This is a genomic window from Amycolatopsis sp. (assembly GCF_025464955.1).
Taxonomy (GTDB): domain Bacteria; phylum Actinomycetota; class Actinomycetes; order Mycobacteriales; family Pseudonocardiaceae; genus Amycolatopsis.
The window spans coordinates 1-14359 of record NZ_JAODNM010000064.1 but is presented as its reverse complement, the minus strand read 5'-3'; the positions used below and the strand labels follow the sequence as shown (position 1 = coordinate 14359).

The following is a 14359-nucleotide window of genomic DNA, read 5'->3' as shown; positions in this document are numbered from 1 at the left end:
TCAGATCGCGCGCGGCAGAGAGATGTCACCGCGCAGGTTGGCCAGAGTGGTGAGCTTCGCTTTGGTATCCGTCAGTTTTTCCGGTAGGTGAAGAATCAAGCGCATGTCCTCGCGATCGGCCAGCTGCCACATCTGCACGCTGAAGCTGAGCCGGCCCACTTGGGGATGTTGGAGTTCCTTCGTCTTGCTCTGCAGCTCCGCTACCTCGTGACTCTCCCAGAGCTGGGAGAATTCGCTGCTCTGCTCACAGAGGAACGCGATGAGCTGGGTGAACCGTTCGTCGTCGAACTGGTTCACCAGGTCGGCCCGGAACTGAGCGACGGCCATCTGGGCGATCTGGTCGGCGTCGACGTAACGGTTCCGGTATTGCTGTTTGGTGAAGAAGGCGGTCAGCAGATTGGAATCCTCGGCCCCCAGGCCGAGTACATCTTCACCTGCTTCATTGATCGCGCGCAGGTTCCAGAACTTGTCGATGATGACGGCCGGATTGGGCAGCCATTCGTTCACCAGTGAATCGCAGGCTGCATCCCCGAACTTCGGGGAATCGTCACTGAGAACCAAGGTCGGGTTCATGTCCAGCAGGCGGAACAGGTACATCTGCTCCGCCGGTTCGAGCCGTAGCGCGCCGCTGATGGCACGGGCCACCGACTCCGACACCTTGATGTCCCTGCCTTGCTCGAGCCAGGTGTACCACGAGGTCCCCACCCCCGCCAATACGGCCACCTCTTCCCTGCGAAGGCCGGGTGTCCGCCGTCTCCGGGAGGTGTTGAGCCCCAGATCCTCAGGTGACAGCCGAGCCCGGCGACTTCGCAGGAAATGACTTAATTCTTCTAGTTTACGCCCCCGTATAGCACTTCCGCGCATAGTGAATACTCTAAGGTGGCTGTCGATATTGTGTCAAGAGAATGACTGTAGGCATTCGGTACGTTACTCGTAGTGTGGTTGTTTTCTATTCGAATGCGATGATCATTCCGGAAATGTATCGAGGAAATGCGCAGTCTGTATTTTACAAAGTAGTAACCGATGGTCGCACCGACAGCGCGAGCTTGCCCGTGGTGCGGTTCGACTCACCCATCTCGTGGGCCTTCGCCACGTCGGCGAGCTCGAAGACCTGGTCGAGGTGAACCCTCAGTTCGCCGCGCTCGACCAGGTCCACTAGTGCGCTGAGGCCGACCTGGTCCGGCTCGACGAGGAAGGCGGTGACGCGGACGCCCAACTGCTCGGCGCGGGTCGCCAGTTCCGGGCTGACGAAGCCGATCGCGAGGACCAGCAGTCCGCCGGGTCGCAGCGTTTCGAGCAGTCGCAGGCTGTTCTCCCCGCCCAGCAGGTCCAGCACGACGTCCTGGCCGTGAACGTGCTCGGCGACGTCGACAGCCGTGTAGTCCACAGCATGCGTGACGCCGTTTTCCCGGAGGAAGTCGTGCTTGGCTGCTCGCGCGGTGCCGGTCACGACGGCTCCACGCGCCTTGGCCACCTGCGTGGCGAGGTGCCCGACCCCGCCCGCCGCCGCGGTGACGAGGACCCGCAGGCCCGGCCGGACGTCCGCGACGTCGACCAGCGTCTGCCAGGCGGTCAGGCCGGCCATCGGTAGTGCCGCGGCTTCTTCGAAGCTCAGTGACGCGGGTTTCCGGACGAATTGCCGGGCGGGCGCCGTCACGTATTCGGCGTAACCGCCGCCTTGCCGTGGGAACCAGATCAGCCCGAGGACTTCGTCGCCGGGCTGGAAACGGGTCACCCGGGGACCCGCGGCCACCACCCCGGACACATCCCATCCTTGGATGAACGGATAGGCGCCCAGCGCCCCCGGCGGAAACTTGCCGGAGCGGATCTTCCACTCCACCGGATTGACTCCGGCGGCGTGGACCTCCACCAGGATCTCGGTGGGCAGCGGGACCGGTCGCGCCGCTTCGAATGGTTCGAGCACCTCGGGGGAGCCCGCGGCGGTGGTCCGGACGGCCCGCATCGTGGGCGGTTCTTCCTGCGCTGTCATCACGTGTCTCCTTGGCTGTGGGGCAGAGCGGACTCTGCGGTGTATCCGGGGAGGCGGCGCCATCCGTTGTCACCCGCGTGGCCGGCGAGGACCGGGTCCTCGCCGACCACGCAGGCGTTTCCGACCGACGAAAGCAGGTGAGCGTCCGACGAGTGGTCCCCGTAGGCGAAGCAGTCCTCGAACCGGACGCCGTTCGAAGCCGCGAACGACCTCGCGGCTTCGGCCTTGGCCCGGCCGATCATCGGCACCGGGATTTCGCCGGTGTACCTGCCGTCGGTCGCGAACGGCGTGCTGCACAGCACCGCGTCGGCCCCGGTGAACCGAGCGATCGGCGTGAGGCAGGGCGGGAACGAGCCGGACAGGAGCACCACGAGGTCTCCGGCGAGCCGGTGCTCCCGCAGCATCATCAGCACCCGCGGATCGAACAGCTCACCGCGCGCGTATTCGGCCTGGAACCAGTCCCGGCCCTTCGCCATGACTTCGGCGACGTCCCGGCCCGCGAACAGGCGGTAGTAGGCCCGGTTGTTCTCCTCTCGGGGGAGGTCGGCCTCCGTATTCTTCCGAATCCCGTCGAACGCGTCCGCGTAGTCACTCGGCGGGCGGCCACGGGTGGCCAGGTCGTACTCGAGGAAGCTGAAGAGACTGGTGCCGGTGAGCAGGGTGCCGTCGACATCGAAGAACGCGGCGGGCACCGGTCAGTGCAACTTTCCGGACAGGTACTCCACGGCCTCCGCCACGGTCTGGCTGAGGCTGAGCTCGCCCTCGGCGACCGCGACGCTGTGGCGCTTTTGCATGACGAGCGAGATCTCCATCAGGGTCAGCGAATCCAGCCCGGCTTCTTCCAGCGTCTGGTCCAGTACGAGGTCGGAAACCTCGAGTTCGGCCTTCGCCGCGAAGAGCTCGATGACGTCGGCGTTCAAGGTGATGTCCATGTTCTTCTCCCAGTTTGTTTCGGTTGGTCAGGAACGGGCGAGGGCGGGCCAGACCAGGGTCACCGCGCCCCAGGTGGCGCCGGCGCCGAACGCGGTCAGCAGTACCCGGTCGCCCGCTTGGAGCACGCCGGCCTCGTGGGCGTCGGTCAGCGCGAGCGGGATCGACGCGGCGGCGGTGTTGCCGAGCTGCTCGATGTTGATGAACGCGCGCTCGGCGGGGATCTCGAGGTGTTCGGCGACGGCCCGGAGGATCCTCGCGTTCGCCTGGTGCCCGACCAGGCAGTCCACCTCGCCGACGGCCCAGCCGGTGGACGCGAGCACCTTGCGGGAGGACTCCTCCATCCGGAGTACCGCGTTGGCGAACACCGTCTTTCCCTGCATGTCCATGAAGTAGTCGCCCGGCTCGGGTTCGGTGCCCGCCGCCCGCTGCCGGGAGCCGCCGGCGCGGACGATGATCAGCTCGGCGAGGTCGCCGTCGCTGCCCAGATCGAAGCCGAGCAGCGCACCCTGATCAGCCGGTGACCCGGCCTCGAGGACCACGGCTCCGGCACCGTCACCGAAGATCGGCGCCGTGCCGCGGTCCATCGGATCGATGATCGTGGTGAACGCCTCCGCGCCGATGACGAGTACCCGCCCAGCGGTGCCGAGCGCGATCAACCCGGCCGCGGTCAGCAGCGCGTAGAGGAATCCCGAGCACACCGCGCCGACGTCGTAGGCCGGAACGGTCCCGAGCCCCAACCTGTTTGCCACCGTCGGCGCCGTCGCCGGGCACTGGTAGTCCGGCGTCGCGGTGGCCAGCACCACGGCGTCGACGGTGGCCACCCCGGCGGACTTCAGCGCCCGCGCGCCGGCCTCGACGGCGAGGTCGCTGGTCGCGGTGTCCTTGCCGACCTTGCGCCGCGCCTTGATACCGGTCCTCGAATGGATCCACGCGTCGGAGGTGTCCATACGCTCGGCGAGCATGTCGTTGGTCTCGATCTGGTCGGGGACGGCCGATCCCAGACCGATGAGCACGGCCGTGCGGTTCGCCATGACCGTGCTCACCGGGACGCGACGATGACCGACGCGCGGTCGGATTCGATGGTCATGTCGACCGACTGGTACTCCAGCTGCGCGAGCTCAATGGCCGTTTCGACGGCCATGACCTGCTCGAAGCCGAAGATCTCGACGATCCGGGTCAGCCGCTCGGGCACGGTGCCGCCGACGACGTGGCGTGGGAAGCCCATGGCGTCGACCTCGCGGGCGATGGCCTCGTCCGCCATCGTCCGGAAGCGCTCGTTGACCGGGCGATGCCCGTCGGCGGCGAGGGCCAGCTCGTTCGGCAGGTGCACGAAGGCGTCGTAGGACTCGCGTACGTGGTCCTTGATCGCGTAACCGAGCTGCCCGATCACGTCCTCGAAGAACACCATTTCGGTGGTCCGTTCCACCGATTCCAGCTCGCCAAGGTGGAGGGAGTTGTTCGGGTTGATACCGACGATGACGCGGACCGAACCGTAGATCCATTCCTGCAGCGATGAGCCGTCGGAGATGAACCCCTCGGTCAAGTGGCTCTCCTGGACGGCCCTTTCGACGTGGCGGCGCATGATCAGCTGGAGGAGTTCGGCCGCACGGCATTCTTCGAGGGTCTTGCCCGGCAGTGCGATGGGCAGCAGCTCCCGCATGGTCCGGGCCCGGGTGCGGGGGATCCCGGTCAGGTGGGAGAGCGCGTAGGAGGTGATCGTCTTGCCGGAGGAGTAGGTGCCGGAGATCGCGAGTCGCATGAGTTTCCTCTTTCTGGTGACGGGGCTGGTCAGTGTCGGGAGATTCGGTGGGTGACCGCGCAGCGCAGGTCCACTCCGCCCAGGTGCGCGACGATGTCGGCCGTGCGCCAGGTGCTGGCGCCCATTTCGAACAGCGTCGTGTTCTCCAGTGAAGTCGTCAGCTTCGACCGGTCGAGGACACCGCGACGGGGCCGCTCGGCCCGCAAAGATGTGCTCCGCATCCATAGCGTGTTGCTCGTGCTCCTCGACAGCGAGTCGAGCTCGTACAGCAGGACCTGGCCGAGTTGCAGCGCGGTCACGAAACAGTCCACTGTGGTGGGTGAGGGATGGTAGTCGCCGCCGATCCCCTTTGTTCCCACGGGAAGCGAAGATTCCTCCTCGTACTCGACCGTTGCTTCCGAGGTGAGGGTTGCCGGGGTTACCACGACGCCGGAAACCCGGTGGGAGCGCGTCTTGAAGCCGTCCCCGTAGTAGCGCCCGGCCGCCGGGCCGAGCAGTTCGGACGGCGTGGCGTAGGTGGCCGCCGACATCAGAGTGGGGTCGTCGAGGCCGGCGATTTCGCAGCGCATGCGCATCTTGCCGATCGTGGTCTCCAGGACCACGGTGGAATCCGGCTTCGTCGCGAGAATTCTGGTGGTGGCGTCGAGCGTGCCGAGTTCTTCGTTCGGTTCGGCGCCGGCTTTGATCCTGACGCCGGAGACCCACAGGCGGCTGCGTTGGCCAGGGCTCAGGCGGCAGGCGTGCGCGAGACAGGCTTCGCTCAGTTCGATCGCGAGAATCAGTCCATCGACCGTGCTGAGATGCGGCCGGAGCGTCACCCCTTCGGTTTTCTTCGACCAGTCGGCCGGATAGCTCAGGCCGACCGTGGTCTCCAGTTTGCCGGCGACGTCGTCGAATGCCTCCGCGACGACATCACCGTAGCGGTAGTCCACCCGGCGATAACCGGCGCCGAAGAACCGCGTCGCGGCGGGGCCGAGGTAGTCGTCGACGGAGTCCAGCATAAAAGGAGGACGTATTGTTTCCGCCGTGGCGATCATTTCTGTGCTGATGTCGTTACCCCATTCATCTCGGTATTTCCCGGTCGATGCGCCCAGCGCTTTTCCGCCCGTTTTTCGGCCGTTTTCGGCCGCTGCGGGAAGAGCTCGATGATGGTGAGCGAGATCATCGGCGACGTCGACTTCGATGCGCTCGATATCGAAGCTAGCACAGGCCGAGCGTGCTCCCTGAGTGCCGTTTATGCGGGTACTTTCTGCACCAGCCTGGCCGGTGTGTCCCTGGCTACACCCGCGGGATTTACCGGCGGAGGTGATGAGACTGGACAGCGCTCGGCAGCGTCGCCGCCGCAGGACATCCCACGGTCCATCCCCTTATCCCTCCTCGAGGAGGTCCCATGTCCGTCCCTTTGGTCGACGACCAGGAACTGCTGATCTCCCGCCTCGGCATCCGGATCACCCGGTACGAGGCCGGTGTCGTCGCGGGCTCCATGCCGGTCGCCGGAAACCTGCAACCGGTGGGAATCCTCCACGGCGGTGCCAACGCGGTACTGGCCGAGACGCTGGGCTCACTGTCGGCGCTGCACTACGCCGGACCCGGCGGCCAGGCCGTTGGACTGGACCTGTCCTGCACACACCATCGCTGGGTGTCCAGCGGGCTGGTCACCGGGGTCAGCACACCGCTGCACGAAGGGGTTTCCACGGCGACGTACGAGATCGTCCTGAGTGACGATTCCGGTCGCCGGACCTGCACCGCGCGGCTGACCTGTGCGATCAGCCGGCGTACCCCGCAGCTTCGGGCGCGCTGACCTGCGGGCGGACCGAAAAGGGGTTCCGCGAAACCTATGAATTGCCGGCCTATGGCCTATCCGGGCCTGGGCGGGACGAAGTCTTCCGGGCTAGTTTCGGTTTGGCGAACAGAGCCGGGGAAGACAGTCGAGCTCGTTTCCGCGAATTTCACGACGCGCCCGACGGGCGTCACGACAACTGGAGGATTCCCATGTGCCACAGCGAAGACAGCCAGCCGCCCGCCGCTCCCAACCGCGGCCAGGTCGCCGAGCACGGCGCCTTCGAACTGACCGCGAGTGACGGCACGGTGTTCTCGGCGTACCAGGCCGTCCCGGCCGAGCCGAACGGCAAGAGCGTGGTCATCCTGCCTGACGTCCGGGGGGTGCACCCGTACTATCGGGAGCTCGTCCAGCGCTTCGCCGAAGCGGGTTTCACCACGGTCGCGATCGACTACTACGGCCGGACCGAGGGCACCGGGACCCGCGACGACTCGTTCGACTGGCAGAAGTACTTCCCCCAGCTCGAGGCGACCGAGATCGCCCTCGATGTCGCCGCCGCCGCGGACCACCTGCGCGAGGTCGCGCCTGGGCCGGTCTTCTCGGTCGGGTTCTGCTTCGGCGGCAGCCAGTCGTGGCGCCTGTCGGCGTCGGACCTCGGCTTGGCCGGTGTGATCGGTTTCTATGGCCAGCCGAAGCTCGTCGAGGACGTCATCGACGAGTTCTCCGCACCGCTGCTCCTGCTGATCGCCGGCGCCGACGTGGCCACCACCCAGGTCGAGTTCCAGGACTTCGCCGGCAAGCTCGAAGCCTCGGGCAAGACCTACGAGATGAACGTCTACGACGCCGCGCCGCACTCCTTCTTCGACCGCGCCTTCGGCGAATGGGCCGAGGCGTGCGATGACGCGTGGAAGCGCGTCCTCGACTTCACCGAGCGCCATGGCGCGCCGCTTCCGGTCGCCTGACGGATTTTTCCGAAGCCGGGTCCGGATGTGCGCCGAGCACACCGGACCCGGCTTCGTTTCCTGTTCCAGCCGAGGAGAGAGAAGGAGCTGTCCGTGTCCGAAGAATCGAACGACCGCCTTACCCGGGGACTTGCCAAGATCGCCGAGATCGGTGGCAGCGGCGACGCGATTTTCGATCCGCTCGCCGGGATCGCCCCCGATCTGGGGCGCTATGTGGCCGAATTCGCCTTCGGCGACATCTACAGCCGCCCCGGGCTGACCGCGCAGCAGCGGCAGCTGACCACGATCACCGCGTTGACCACCCTGGGCGACACCGCGAGCCAGCTGCGCTTCCACATCGGGGTCGCGATCACCGTCGGCCTGGCACCGGAGACCGTCGTCGAGACGATCCTGCACTGCCTGCCGTTCGCCGGGTTCCCGCGCGTTTTCAACAGCATCGGCGTGGCCAAGGAAGTCTTCGCGAAGCGTGGCCTGCTGCCGGTCCAGCCGCCGGCACCGGACGCATGACCGTCGCGCCCGCCCACCGGCAGCTGGTCGAAGGCCAGGGCTTGCCGCGAGGGATGGTCACCCTGTTCGCCGTCGCGGCCGGACTGGCCGTCGCGAACATCTATTACGCGCAGCCGCTGCTCACCTCGATCGCGGCCGAGTTCCACACCGGCAGCGGGACGGTCGCGCTGATCGTGACCGCGACGACGGTCGGGTACGCGATCGGGTTGGCGACCGTCGTGCCGCTGGGCGACGTCGTGAGCCGACGGCGGCTGGTGGTCACGCTGCTGGTGCTGGTCGCGATCGGCCAGGCCGGCTGCGCGGTGATGCCGTCGATCGGACTGCTCGTCGTGGCCTCGTTCGCGGTCGCGGTGTGTGCGGTCGTGGCACCGCTGCTGGTGAGCTTCGCCGCGGCGCTGGCGAATCCGGGTGAGCGCGGACGGGCCACCGGCACGGTCATGAGCGGGGTTCTGCTCGGCCTGCTGCTGGCCAGGACCGGGGGTGGGGTGGTCGCCCAATGGGGCGGCGGCTGGCGCACGGTCTATGCGGTCGCCGCGGTGGTGATGCTGGCGCTCGCCGTGGTGCTGCACCGCGCGCTGCCCGACGTCGAGGTCGCGTCGAAGCTGCGGTATCTGTCCCTGCTGCGTTCGGCAGTCGTGATCGTGCGCGAAGAACCGTTGCTGCGTCTTCGGTGCGCGTACGGGTTTCTCTCCTTCGCCGGTTTCTCCGCGTTTTGGGTTTCCAGTGCTTTTCTGCTTGCCGACGCGCCTTACGGTTATGGTTCGGCGCTGATCGGAACCTTCGGTCTGGTCGGTGCCGTCGGGGCGTACGCGGCAAGGGCCATCGGCCCGGTCTCCGACCGCGGCCGGGACAACCTTGTCACCGGCGTCCTGCTTTCGGTGATCCTGCTCGCCTGGGGCGCGCTCGCGCTCAACGGCGGCCACTGGCTGATTGCGTTGCTGGTCGGCGTCGTCCTGCTCGACCTCGGTGTGCAGGGGGTGCAGGTGATGAATCTCGGGGTGGTCTACCGGCTCCGGCCCGAGGCCCGCAACCGGATCACCATGGCCTACACGTCGACCTACTTCCTCGGCGGGGTAGCCGGTTCGGCCGCTTCCGGCGCCGCCTACGCGGCGGCCGGATGGCCCGCGGTGTGCGCGGTCGGCGGCGGCTTCGCTTTGCTGGCACTGCTCCTGCAGGTCGCGGAATCAACCGTCCGCCGCCTTCGCGTGGCGGGGCAAAGGAATCCGTGACGCAGTACACACGGGTGGTATTGGTACCTGCTTAAACGCACCTATTCATTGTTCCGGGAAAAGGTGTTAGCGTTCGATTCGACGCGGATCCGGGTCTGGATCGCGATCCACCGGAATTGTCCGGTCCATTCCTTGGTCACCTCGCACTCTTGATGGGGTAAATGAGATGCAAAAGAATCAGCGAAGGTATTCCAGTGATCATTCCGGGCCGGAGGTGCTGATCATCGGCGCCGGTCCGGTGGGCCTGCTCCTCGGCTGCGAACTCGCGCGGCAGGGCGTCGCGATCCGCGTGATCGATCGGCAGCGGGGCGACGAAGGCCCCGGCGGTTCCCATTCCCGCGCGATCCTCATCTGGCCCCGGGTCCTGGAGCAACTCCGCCGCACCGGGGTGAGTGCGCGGCTGGTCGAGGCCGGGCACGTGTTGCCGGCGGTCGATTACTTCACCGAAGGCCGGCTCCGGGGCCGGGTAAGGATCGACAAGCTGACCGACACCGCCTACCCGTTCATCCTCACCCTCGCCCAGAACGAGACGGAGACCATCCTCAAGGACCGGCTTCGCGAGCTGGGCGGCGCTGTCGAGTACGGCACCGCGGTGGAGGGGATCGACAACGGCGACGGCACCGGAGCCGAACTCCCGAAGGTCACCCTGCGGCTGCCGGGCGGAGAGACCGAAACGGTGGTGCCCGCCTACGTCGTCGGCGCGGATGGTGCCGCTAGCCCCACCCGCCGCCTCCTAGGGGTCGAGTTCGCGCAGCACCCCATCGACGTCAGCTACGGCATCGGTGATTTCCCGATCACCGGCCCGATCCCGCACAGCGTGCAGTACTACTACTCCGGCAAGGGCATCGCGGTCGTCGTCCCACTGGCCAACGGCCTGTTCCGCATCGCGGCCAACATCGGCCACCGCAGCGACGCCGACGGTCCGCCGCCGCCCGAGTTGTTCCAGGAATTCCTCGACCAGCGCGCGAAGCTGCCGGTGAAGCTGGGTGCCCCGGCGTGGACCAGTTCCTTCCGCCCGCGCTGCGGTGTGATCGAGCAGTACCGCACCGGCCGGTGCTTCCTGGCCGGGGACGCCGCACACGTGGTGAGCCCGGCCGGCGGCCAGGGGATGAACCTCGGCCTGCTGGACGCGGTCGACCTCGGCTGGAAGCTCGGCGGTGTGCTCAGGCATCGGCTGCACGCGAAGGTGCTGGACACCTACCACCCGGAACGCAGCGCGGCGGCGAAGCGCGTGGTCGACACGTCCGCCACCCAGATCAAGTTCGGGCAACTGCGCGGAAGAGGCAAGGTCGTCCTGCGCAACCTGCTGTTCACCGCCGCCTATCGGGTAGGGCTCCTCCAGCGGTTGTTCGCCCCATTGCTCGCGCAGACCGACTTCAGTTACCGGCCGGGTGCGCCCGCCGGGTTCCAGTCCCACCGCGAACGCGAGGTCGTGGTCGGTGACCGGGTGCCACTGTTCGCCCCGCCGGTCGCGGTGGCGAGCCTGCCCGCGCTGGACCTCGATCTGCACACCGTGCTGCTGTGGCCCGGCACCCGGACCGGCCCCGACTGGCCGGCCGTCCAGGCGGGCCTGCGCGACCGGCTCGAACCCCATGCCGCCGTCGCCGATCTGTCCACTGTGTTCGGCCGATCGGCGCGGACGCTGCGGAAGGCGTTCGGTGCCAAACCGGCGATCTTCGCCGTCCGCCCGGATGGCCACCTCCTCTACCGCGGCGCTCCGGAAACCGCCGACACGCTCGTCTCGCTGTTGCGGGCGCCCGAGCCCGCCGCGATTCCGCCGGTCGTCGTACCCGCTCCGCAAGCAAGTTCCGTCCAGATCAAGGAAAGAGGCTGACCCGCATGACCACGACGACCGCCCCGCACGGTACCGCCGAAACGGTCCAGGAATTCTTCACGCTCTTCGGCTCCGGCGACCGGCCCGGAATGCTCGCCCTGTTCGCCGCTGATGCGGAGGTGGTCGTGGCCGGCTCGCCGACGGTTCCGTGGGTGGGCCGCCACAGCACGTCCGAGGCGATCGATGCCATGTTCTCCGCCTTCGCCGAGAAGGTGAAGACGGTACTGTTCGATATAGACCGGATCCTCGTCGACGGCGACCACGCCATCGTGCTGGGCAATTTCGCCCACGAGGTCCCAGCGACCGGCAAGACGTTCCGCAGTGCCTTCGCCCTGCACATCGTTGTCGGCGAAGGCAAAATCCTGCGCTATGAGATGTTCGAGGACAGTTGCGGAGCCGCGGCGGCCTTCGCGGCCTGAGTGCCTTTTTGTTGCTCTTGTGTCGTCTGTGCGGGGTCTCGAGCGCTGTCGGCGAGTTCCACACTCACCGATGGCGAGTCCCACGCTGACGGAGCCGAGTTCCACCGATTCGTATCCACCGACCCCTGGTGCAAATCATTCGTACCAGGGGTCGGTGGATACGCAACCCTCGTTGCACACGCGGGTAACCCGCGCGCACAAGGACCGCAACTCGACGGCGAGTTGCGGTGGCAACTACCCACACGGCCCGGCCTTTTTGTTGCGGTAGTCCTATTTCTGCTCGGCCGACGGAAGCTCGGTGGCGATCGTCTCCGGTGCGTGGAGTTCGTTTCCCCAGCTTGCCAGCAGCCGCATCGAGGTCTCGGATTCGGAGTCCGGCTCCGGGCTGAAGACCATCACGAGCTGGTCGTTGTCGTCGGAGAGCCGCAACGCCTCGTAGGTCAGGGACATCGCGCCTACCAAGGGATGCGCGAGCCGCTTGACGCCGTGGGTGCGGTCGGAGACGGTGTGCTCGGACCAGAGCCGCCGGAACTCGTCGCTCTTGATCGACAGTTCGCCCACCAGCGCCGCCAGCTTGCCGTCGTCGGGGTGACTGCCCGCGCTGAGGTGCAGGTAGTCGACCGTGCTCCGGGCTATCTCCGGCCAGTCGACGAACAGCTGCCGCGCGGGTGGCTCCAGGAAGACGAACTGCGCCATGTTGCGCCGTTCGGCCGGCATCGCCACGACGTCGGCGAAGATGATCTCGGCCAGCGGGTTCCACGCCAGCAGCTCCATCGCCCGGCCGACCAGGTAGGCCGGCCCGCAATCGACGCTCTCGATCATGCGGAGGAGGCCGGGCCGCACCCGTTGCTTCGGCTGGGGCGCCTGCTTCCGGGGACGGTGGCGAGTGAGGTTGCGCAGGTGTACCCGCTCGTCCTCGGTGAGGCGCAGCGCGTTGGCCACCCCTTCGAGCACCGAATCGGATACCTGCTGCGTGCGCCCCTGTTCCAACCGGATGTAGTAGTCACTACTGATTCCGGCCAGCTGGGCGACCTCTTCCCGCCGCAGACCCGGCACGTGCCGGCGTGAATTGTACGTCGGAAGTCCCGTCTCCTCCGGCTTCACCTTGGCCCGCCGGGAACGGAGGAACTCCCTGAGTTCGCTGCGCTGATCCATTTCGCCATTGTCTCCCAAAGCGGCGCGGAAAACCTGGTTCTGACAGACCTATGAATTCCCCGGCCTTGGCGCCCGTCGCTGCGCCGATCACGATTAGGGGGACCTCATCGGGGTCGAAGGCTTGGAATTCACCGAAATTGAGCGGAGTGGAAACATGTCCACAACACGCGATGGGGCAGCCCCCGCGGCGGGGACCGCCCCGGCCGGAGGCGGCACGCCCGCCACCGGGCCTGGCCGGCTGCTGTTGATCGTCCTGCTGGGAGCGCAGTTCCTCATCGCGCTCGACTTTTCGATCCTCAATGTGGCCCTGCCCGACATCGGTACCGGCCTCGGCTTTTCCCTGGCGAACCTGCAATGGGTCGTGACGCTCTTCGCATTGGCTTCGGCCGGTTTCTCGCTGATGTTCGGCCGGGTCGCCGACGTGGTCGGCCGCCGCCGGATGTTCCTCATCGGCATGGCACTGCTCGCCCTCGCCTCGTTGGCCGGCGGCTTGGCCGACAGCCAAGCCGTCCTGCTGGCCGCCAGGGTCGCGCAGGGGCTGTCCACCGCGATGATCGCGCCTGCCGCGATGGCCCTGCTCACGACGTCGTTCCCGGAGGGCGCGATGCGTGACCGTGCGTTGGGCCTCAGCGGCGCGCTGCTGTCGGCCGGGTTCACCACCGGCGCGGTTCTCGGCGGAGTGCTGACCGGGCTCGTCGGCTGGCGCTGGGCCTTCCTGATCAACGTCCCGGTGTGTGTCGCGGTCCTGGTCTTCGCCCCGAAGCTCATCACCGACCGCGGCCGCGGCCGGGACGCGCGGCTCGACGCGACCGGTGCGGTGACCGTCACCGCCGGCCTGCTCGCGCTGGTCTACGGCGTCACCGCCGCCGGCAGCAAAGGCTGGGGCAGCACGACGACGCTGGTCTCGCTGGCGCTGGCCGTGGTGCTGCTGGTGGTGTTCTGGCTGATCGAGCGGCGGGTCGCCCAGCCGCTGGTCTCGGTCCGCGTGCTCATGCGGCCGAGTGTGCGGTGGGGCAATATCGGCGGCCTGGTGACCTTCACCATGTTCAGCTCGGTCGTCTTCCTGATGACGCTCTACCTGCAGGAAGTGCTGCATTACTCGCCGCTGGTCACCGGCCTCGCGTTCGGGGTCCAAGGGGTGGCCGCGTTCTTCGCCGGGCTGAACGCGCCGAAGATCATCGCGCGGCTCGGGGGCAGCAAGCAGTCGCTCGTTGCGGGGCTGGTGCTGCAGGCAGCCTCGACGGCGGCCCTCTTTTTGATCGGGGACAGCCGGGTCTCGCTCGTCCTGGTCATCATCGCGACGTCGATCGGCGGGTTCGCGCACGTGCTGAGCGTGGTGTCGTTCATGGTCACCGCCACCTCCGGCCTGCCGGACAGCGAGCAGGGCTTGGCCACCGGCCTGGCGACGCTCACTCAGCAGGCAGGTATCACGCTGGGCATCCCCATCATGAGCGCGATCGCGGCGGCGCACGCCAACTCGCTGAAGTCGGGCTCATCGGCGTCCGGCGCGGTACTGGGCGGGACGACCTTCGCGATCGTCATCGACGCCGCGGTGGTGCTCGCCGGTGCGGTCGTGGTCGGTCTATTCCTCCGCAAGCCGGCCGCCGTCTGACACACGTGGCGGTCTAGGGATGTGGTGAGCGTTGCGGCCGGTTCTCAGTGGCTGTGCTGTCTCAGGACTTCGTGAACACATGTGTCCCACGACATCGTGAACAGTTTCTCATACCGGTGTGTCCTGGGTCGGCCCTTGGGCCGGCCCAGGACGTCTCGGGGTGAGGGGTTGGTAGCGGC

At 67.2% G+C, this 14359-nt stretch carries 15 protein-coding genes; 7 read left to right on the top strand and 8 right to left on the bottom strand.

What is annotated here, in order from left to right; translation table 11 throughout:
- The 7 genes from JWQ81_RS14280 to JWQ81_RS14250 form a co-directional block, all read right to left on the bottom strand.
- A complete protein-coding gene (locus JWQ81_RS14280; protein WP_297541548.1) occupies window positions 1-864 on the bottom strand; it encodes a helix-turn-helix transcriptional regulator in 864 nt (287 codons plus the stop codon).
- Window positions 865-1006: 142 nt separating this feature from the next.
- Entirely contained in the window at window positions 1007-1990 is a 984-nt protein-coding gene (locus tag JWQ81_RS14275; RefSeq protein ID WP_297541546.1) for an NADP-dependent oxidoreductase, read from the bottom strand.
- On the bottom strand, window positions 1990-2682 hold the full coding sequence (locus JWQ81_RS14270; protein WP_297541544.1) for an HAD-IB family hydrolase: 693 nt from the start codon (window positions 2680-2682) through the stop codon (window positions 1990-1992). The genes JWQ81_RS14275 and JWQ81_RS14270 overlap by 1 nt, the downstream gene beginning before the upstream one ends.
- A 3-nt stretch (window positions 2683-2685) precedes the next feature.
- Window positions 2686-2922, bottom strand: coding sequence for an acyl carrier protein (locus JWQ81_RS14265; protein WP_297541542.1), 237 nt, complete (start codon window positions 2920-2922; stop codon window positions 2686-2688).
- A 27-nt stretch (window positions 2923-2949) separates the two neighbouring features.
- Window positions 2950-3954, bottom strand: coding sequence for a beta-ketoacyl-ACP synthase III (locus tag JWQ81_RS14260; RefSeq protein ID WP_297541540.1), 1005 nt, complete (start codon window positions 3952-3954; stop codon window positions 2950-2952).
- Window positions 3955-3962: 8 nt separating this feature from the next.
- On the bottom strand, window positions 3963-4682 hold the full coding sequence (locus tag JWQ81_RS14255; protein ID WP_297541538.1) for an AAA family ATPase: 720 nt from the start codon (window positions 4680-4682) through the stop codon (window positions 3963-3965).
- Between the two features lie 29 nt (window positions 4683-4711).
- On the bottom strand, window positions 4712-5683 hold the full coding sequence (locus JWQ81_RS14250; RefSeq protein ID WP_297541536.1) for an AvrD family protein: 972 nt from the start codon (window positions 5681-5683) through the stop codon (window positions 4712-4714).
- A gap of 389 nt (window positions 5684-6072) precedes the next feature.
- Here JWQ81_RS14250 and JWQ81_RS14245 point away from each other — a divergent pair, with 389 nt between their 5' ends.
- From JWQ81_RS14245 to JWQ81_RS14220, 6 genes are all read left to right on the top strand, one after another.
- Complete coding sequence (locus JWQ81_RS14245; protein WP_297541534.1) at window positions 6073-6483, top strand: hotdog fold thioesterase; 411 nt, start codon at window positions 6073-6075, stop codon at window positions 6481-6483.
- A 191-nt stretch (window positions 6484-6674) separates the two neighbouring features.
- Window positions 6675-7424: a dienelactone hydrolase family protein gene (locus tag JWQ81_RS14240; RefSeq protein WP_297541532.1), complete on the top strand. Its 750-nt coding sequence runs from the start codon at window positions 6675-6677 to the stop codon at window positions 7422-7424.
- 93 nt (window positions 7425-7517) lie between these two features.
- Window positions 7518-7931, top strand: a complete 414-nt coding sequence (locus JWQ81_RS14235) for a carboxymuconolactone decarboxylase family protein (protein WP_297541530.1) — start codon at window positions 7518-7520, stop codon at window positions 7929-7931.
- On the top strand, window positions 7928-9160 hold the full coding sequence (locus JWQ81_RS14230; RefSeq protein WP_297541528.1) for an MFS transporter: 1233 nt from the start codon (window positions 7928-7930) through the stop codon (window positions 9158-9160). The genes JWQ81_RS14235 and JWQ81_RS14230 overlap by 4 nt, the downstream gene beginning before the upstream one ends.
- Window positions 9161-9326: 166 nt before the next feature.
- Window positions 9327-10994 carry an FAD-dependent monooxygenase gene (locus tag JWQ81_RS14225; RefSeq protein WP_297541526.1) on the top strand — a complete coding sequence of 556 codons (1668 nt, stop codon included), beginning with the start codon at window positions 9327-9329 and terminating at the stop codon, window positions 10992-10994.
- A 5-nt stretch (window positions 10995-10999) separates the two neighbouring features.
- The gene (locus tag JWQ81_RS14220) at window positions 11000-11413 is read left to right on the top strand and encodes a nuclear transport factor 2 family protein (protein ID WP_297541524.1); all 414 of its coding nucleotides are present in this window, start codon (window positions 11000-11002) and stop codon (window positions 11411-11413) included.
- Between the two features lie 270 nt (window positions 11414-11683).
- On the opposite strand, the gene JWQ81_RS14215 is transcribed toward JWQ81_RS14220, so the two are convergent.
- Window positions 11684-12568 carry a helix-turn-helix transcriptional regulator gene (locus tag JWQ81_RS14215; RefSeq protein ID WP_297541522.1) on the bottom strand — a complete coding sequence of 295 codons (885 nt, stop codon included), beginning with the start codon at window positions 12566-12568 and terminating at the stop codon, window positions 11684-11686.
- A gap of 154 nt (window positions 12569-12722) precedes the next feature.
- Here JWQ81_RS14215 and JWQ81_RS14210 point away from each other — a divergent pair, with 154 nt between their 5' ends.
- Window positions 12723-14180 (top strand): MFS transporter, encoded by a 1458-nt coding sequence (locus JWQ81_RS14210; RefSeq protein ID WP_297541520.1) that lies wholly within the window; start codon window positions 12723-12725, stop codon window positions 14178-14180.
- Window positions 14181-14359 lie beyond the last annotated feature (179 nt).

Excerpts from the sequence above, each read along its gene's own strand:
- JWQ81_RS14265 (WP_297541542.1), bottom strand. The coding sequence starts at position 2,922 with ATGGACATCACCTTGAACGCCGACGTCATCGAGCTCTTCGCGGCGAAG.
- JWQ81_RS14225 (WP_297541526.1), top strand. The coding sequence starts at position 9,327 with ATGCAAAAGAATCAGCGAAGGTATTCCAGTGATCATTCCGGGCCGGAG.
- JWQ81_RS14220 (WP_297541524.1), top strand. The coding sequence starts at position 11,000 with ATGACCACGACGACCGCCCCGCACGGTACCGCCGAAACGGTCCAGGAA.
- JWQ81_RS14255 (WP_297541538.1), bottom strand. The coding sequence starts at position 4,682 with ATGCGACTCGCGATCTCCGGCACCTACTCCTCCGGCAAGACGATCACC.
- JWQ81_RS14215 (WP_297541522.1), bottom strand. The coding sequence starts at position 12,568 with ATGGATCAGCGCAGCGAACTCAGGGAGTTCCTCCGTTCCCGGCGGGCC.
- JWQ81_RS14210 (WP_297541520.1), top strand. The coding sequence starts at position 12,723 with ATGTCCACAACACGCGATGGGGCAGCCCCCGCGGCGGGGACCGCCCCG.
- JWQ81_RS14240 (WP_297541532.1), top strand. The coding sequence starts at position 6,675 with ATGTGCCACAGCGAAGACAGCCAGCCGCCCGCCGCTCCCAACCGCGGC.
- JWQ81_RS14230 (WP_297541528.1), top strand. The coding sequence starts at position 7,928 with ATGACCGTCGCGCCCGCCCACCGGCAGCTGGTCGAAGGCCAGGGCTTG.
- JWQ81_RS14275 (WP_297541546.1), bottom strand. The coding sequence starts at position 1,990 with ATGACAGCGCAGGAAGAACCGCCCACGATGCGGGCCGTCCGGACCACC.
- JWQ81_RS14260 (WP_297541540.1), bottom strand. The coding sequence starts at position 3,954 with ATGGCGAACCGCACGGCCGTGCTCATCGGTCTGGGATCGGCCGTCCCC.
- JWQ81_RS14280 (WP_297541548.1), bottom strand. The coding sequence starts at position 864 with ATGCGCGGAAGTGCTATACGGGGGCGTAAACTAGAAGAATTAAGTCAT.
- JWQ81_RS14250 (WP_297541536.1), bottom strand. The coding sequence starts at position 5,683 with ATGCTGGACTCCGTCGACGACTACCTCGGCCCCGCCGCGACGCGGTTC.
- JWQ81_RS14245 (WP_297541534.1), top strand. The coding sequence starts at position 6,073 with ATGTCCGTCCCTTTGGTCGACGACCAGGAACTGCTGATCTCCCGCCTC.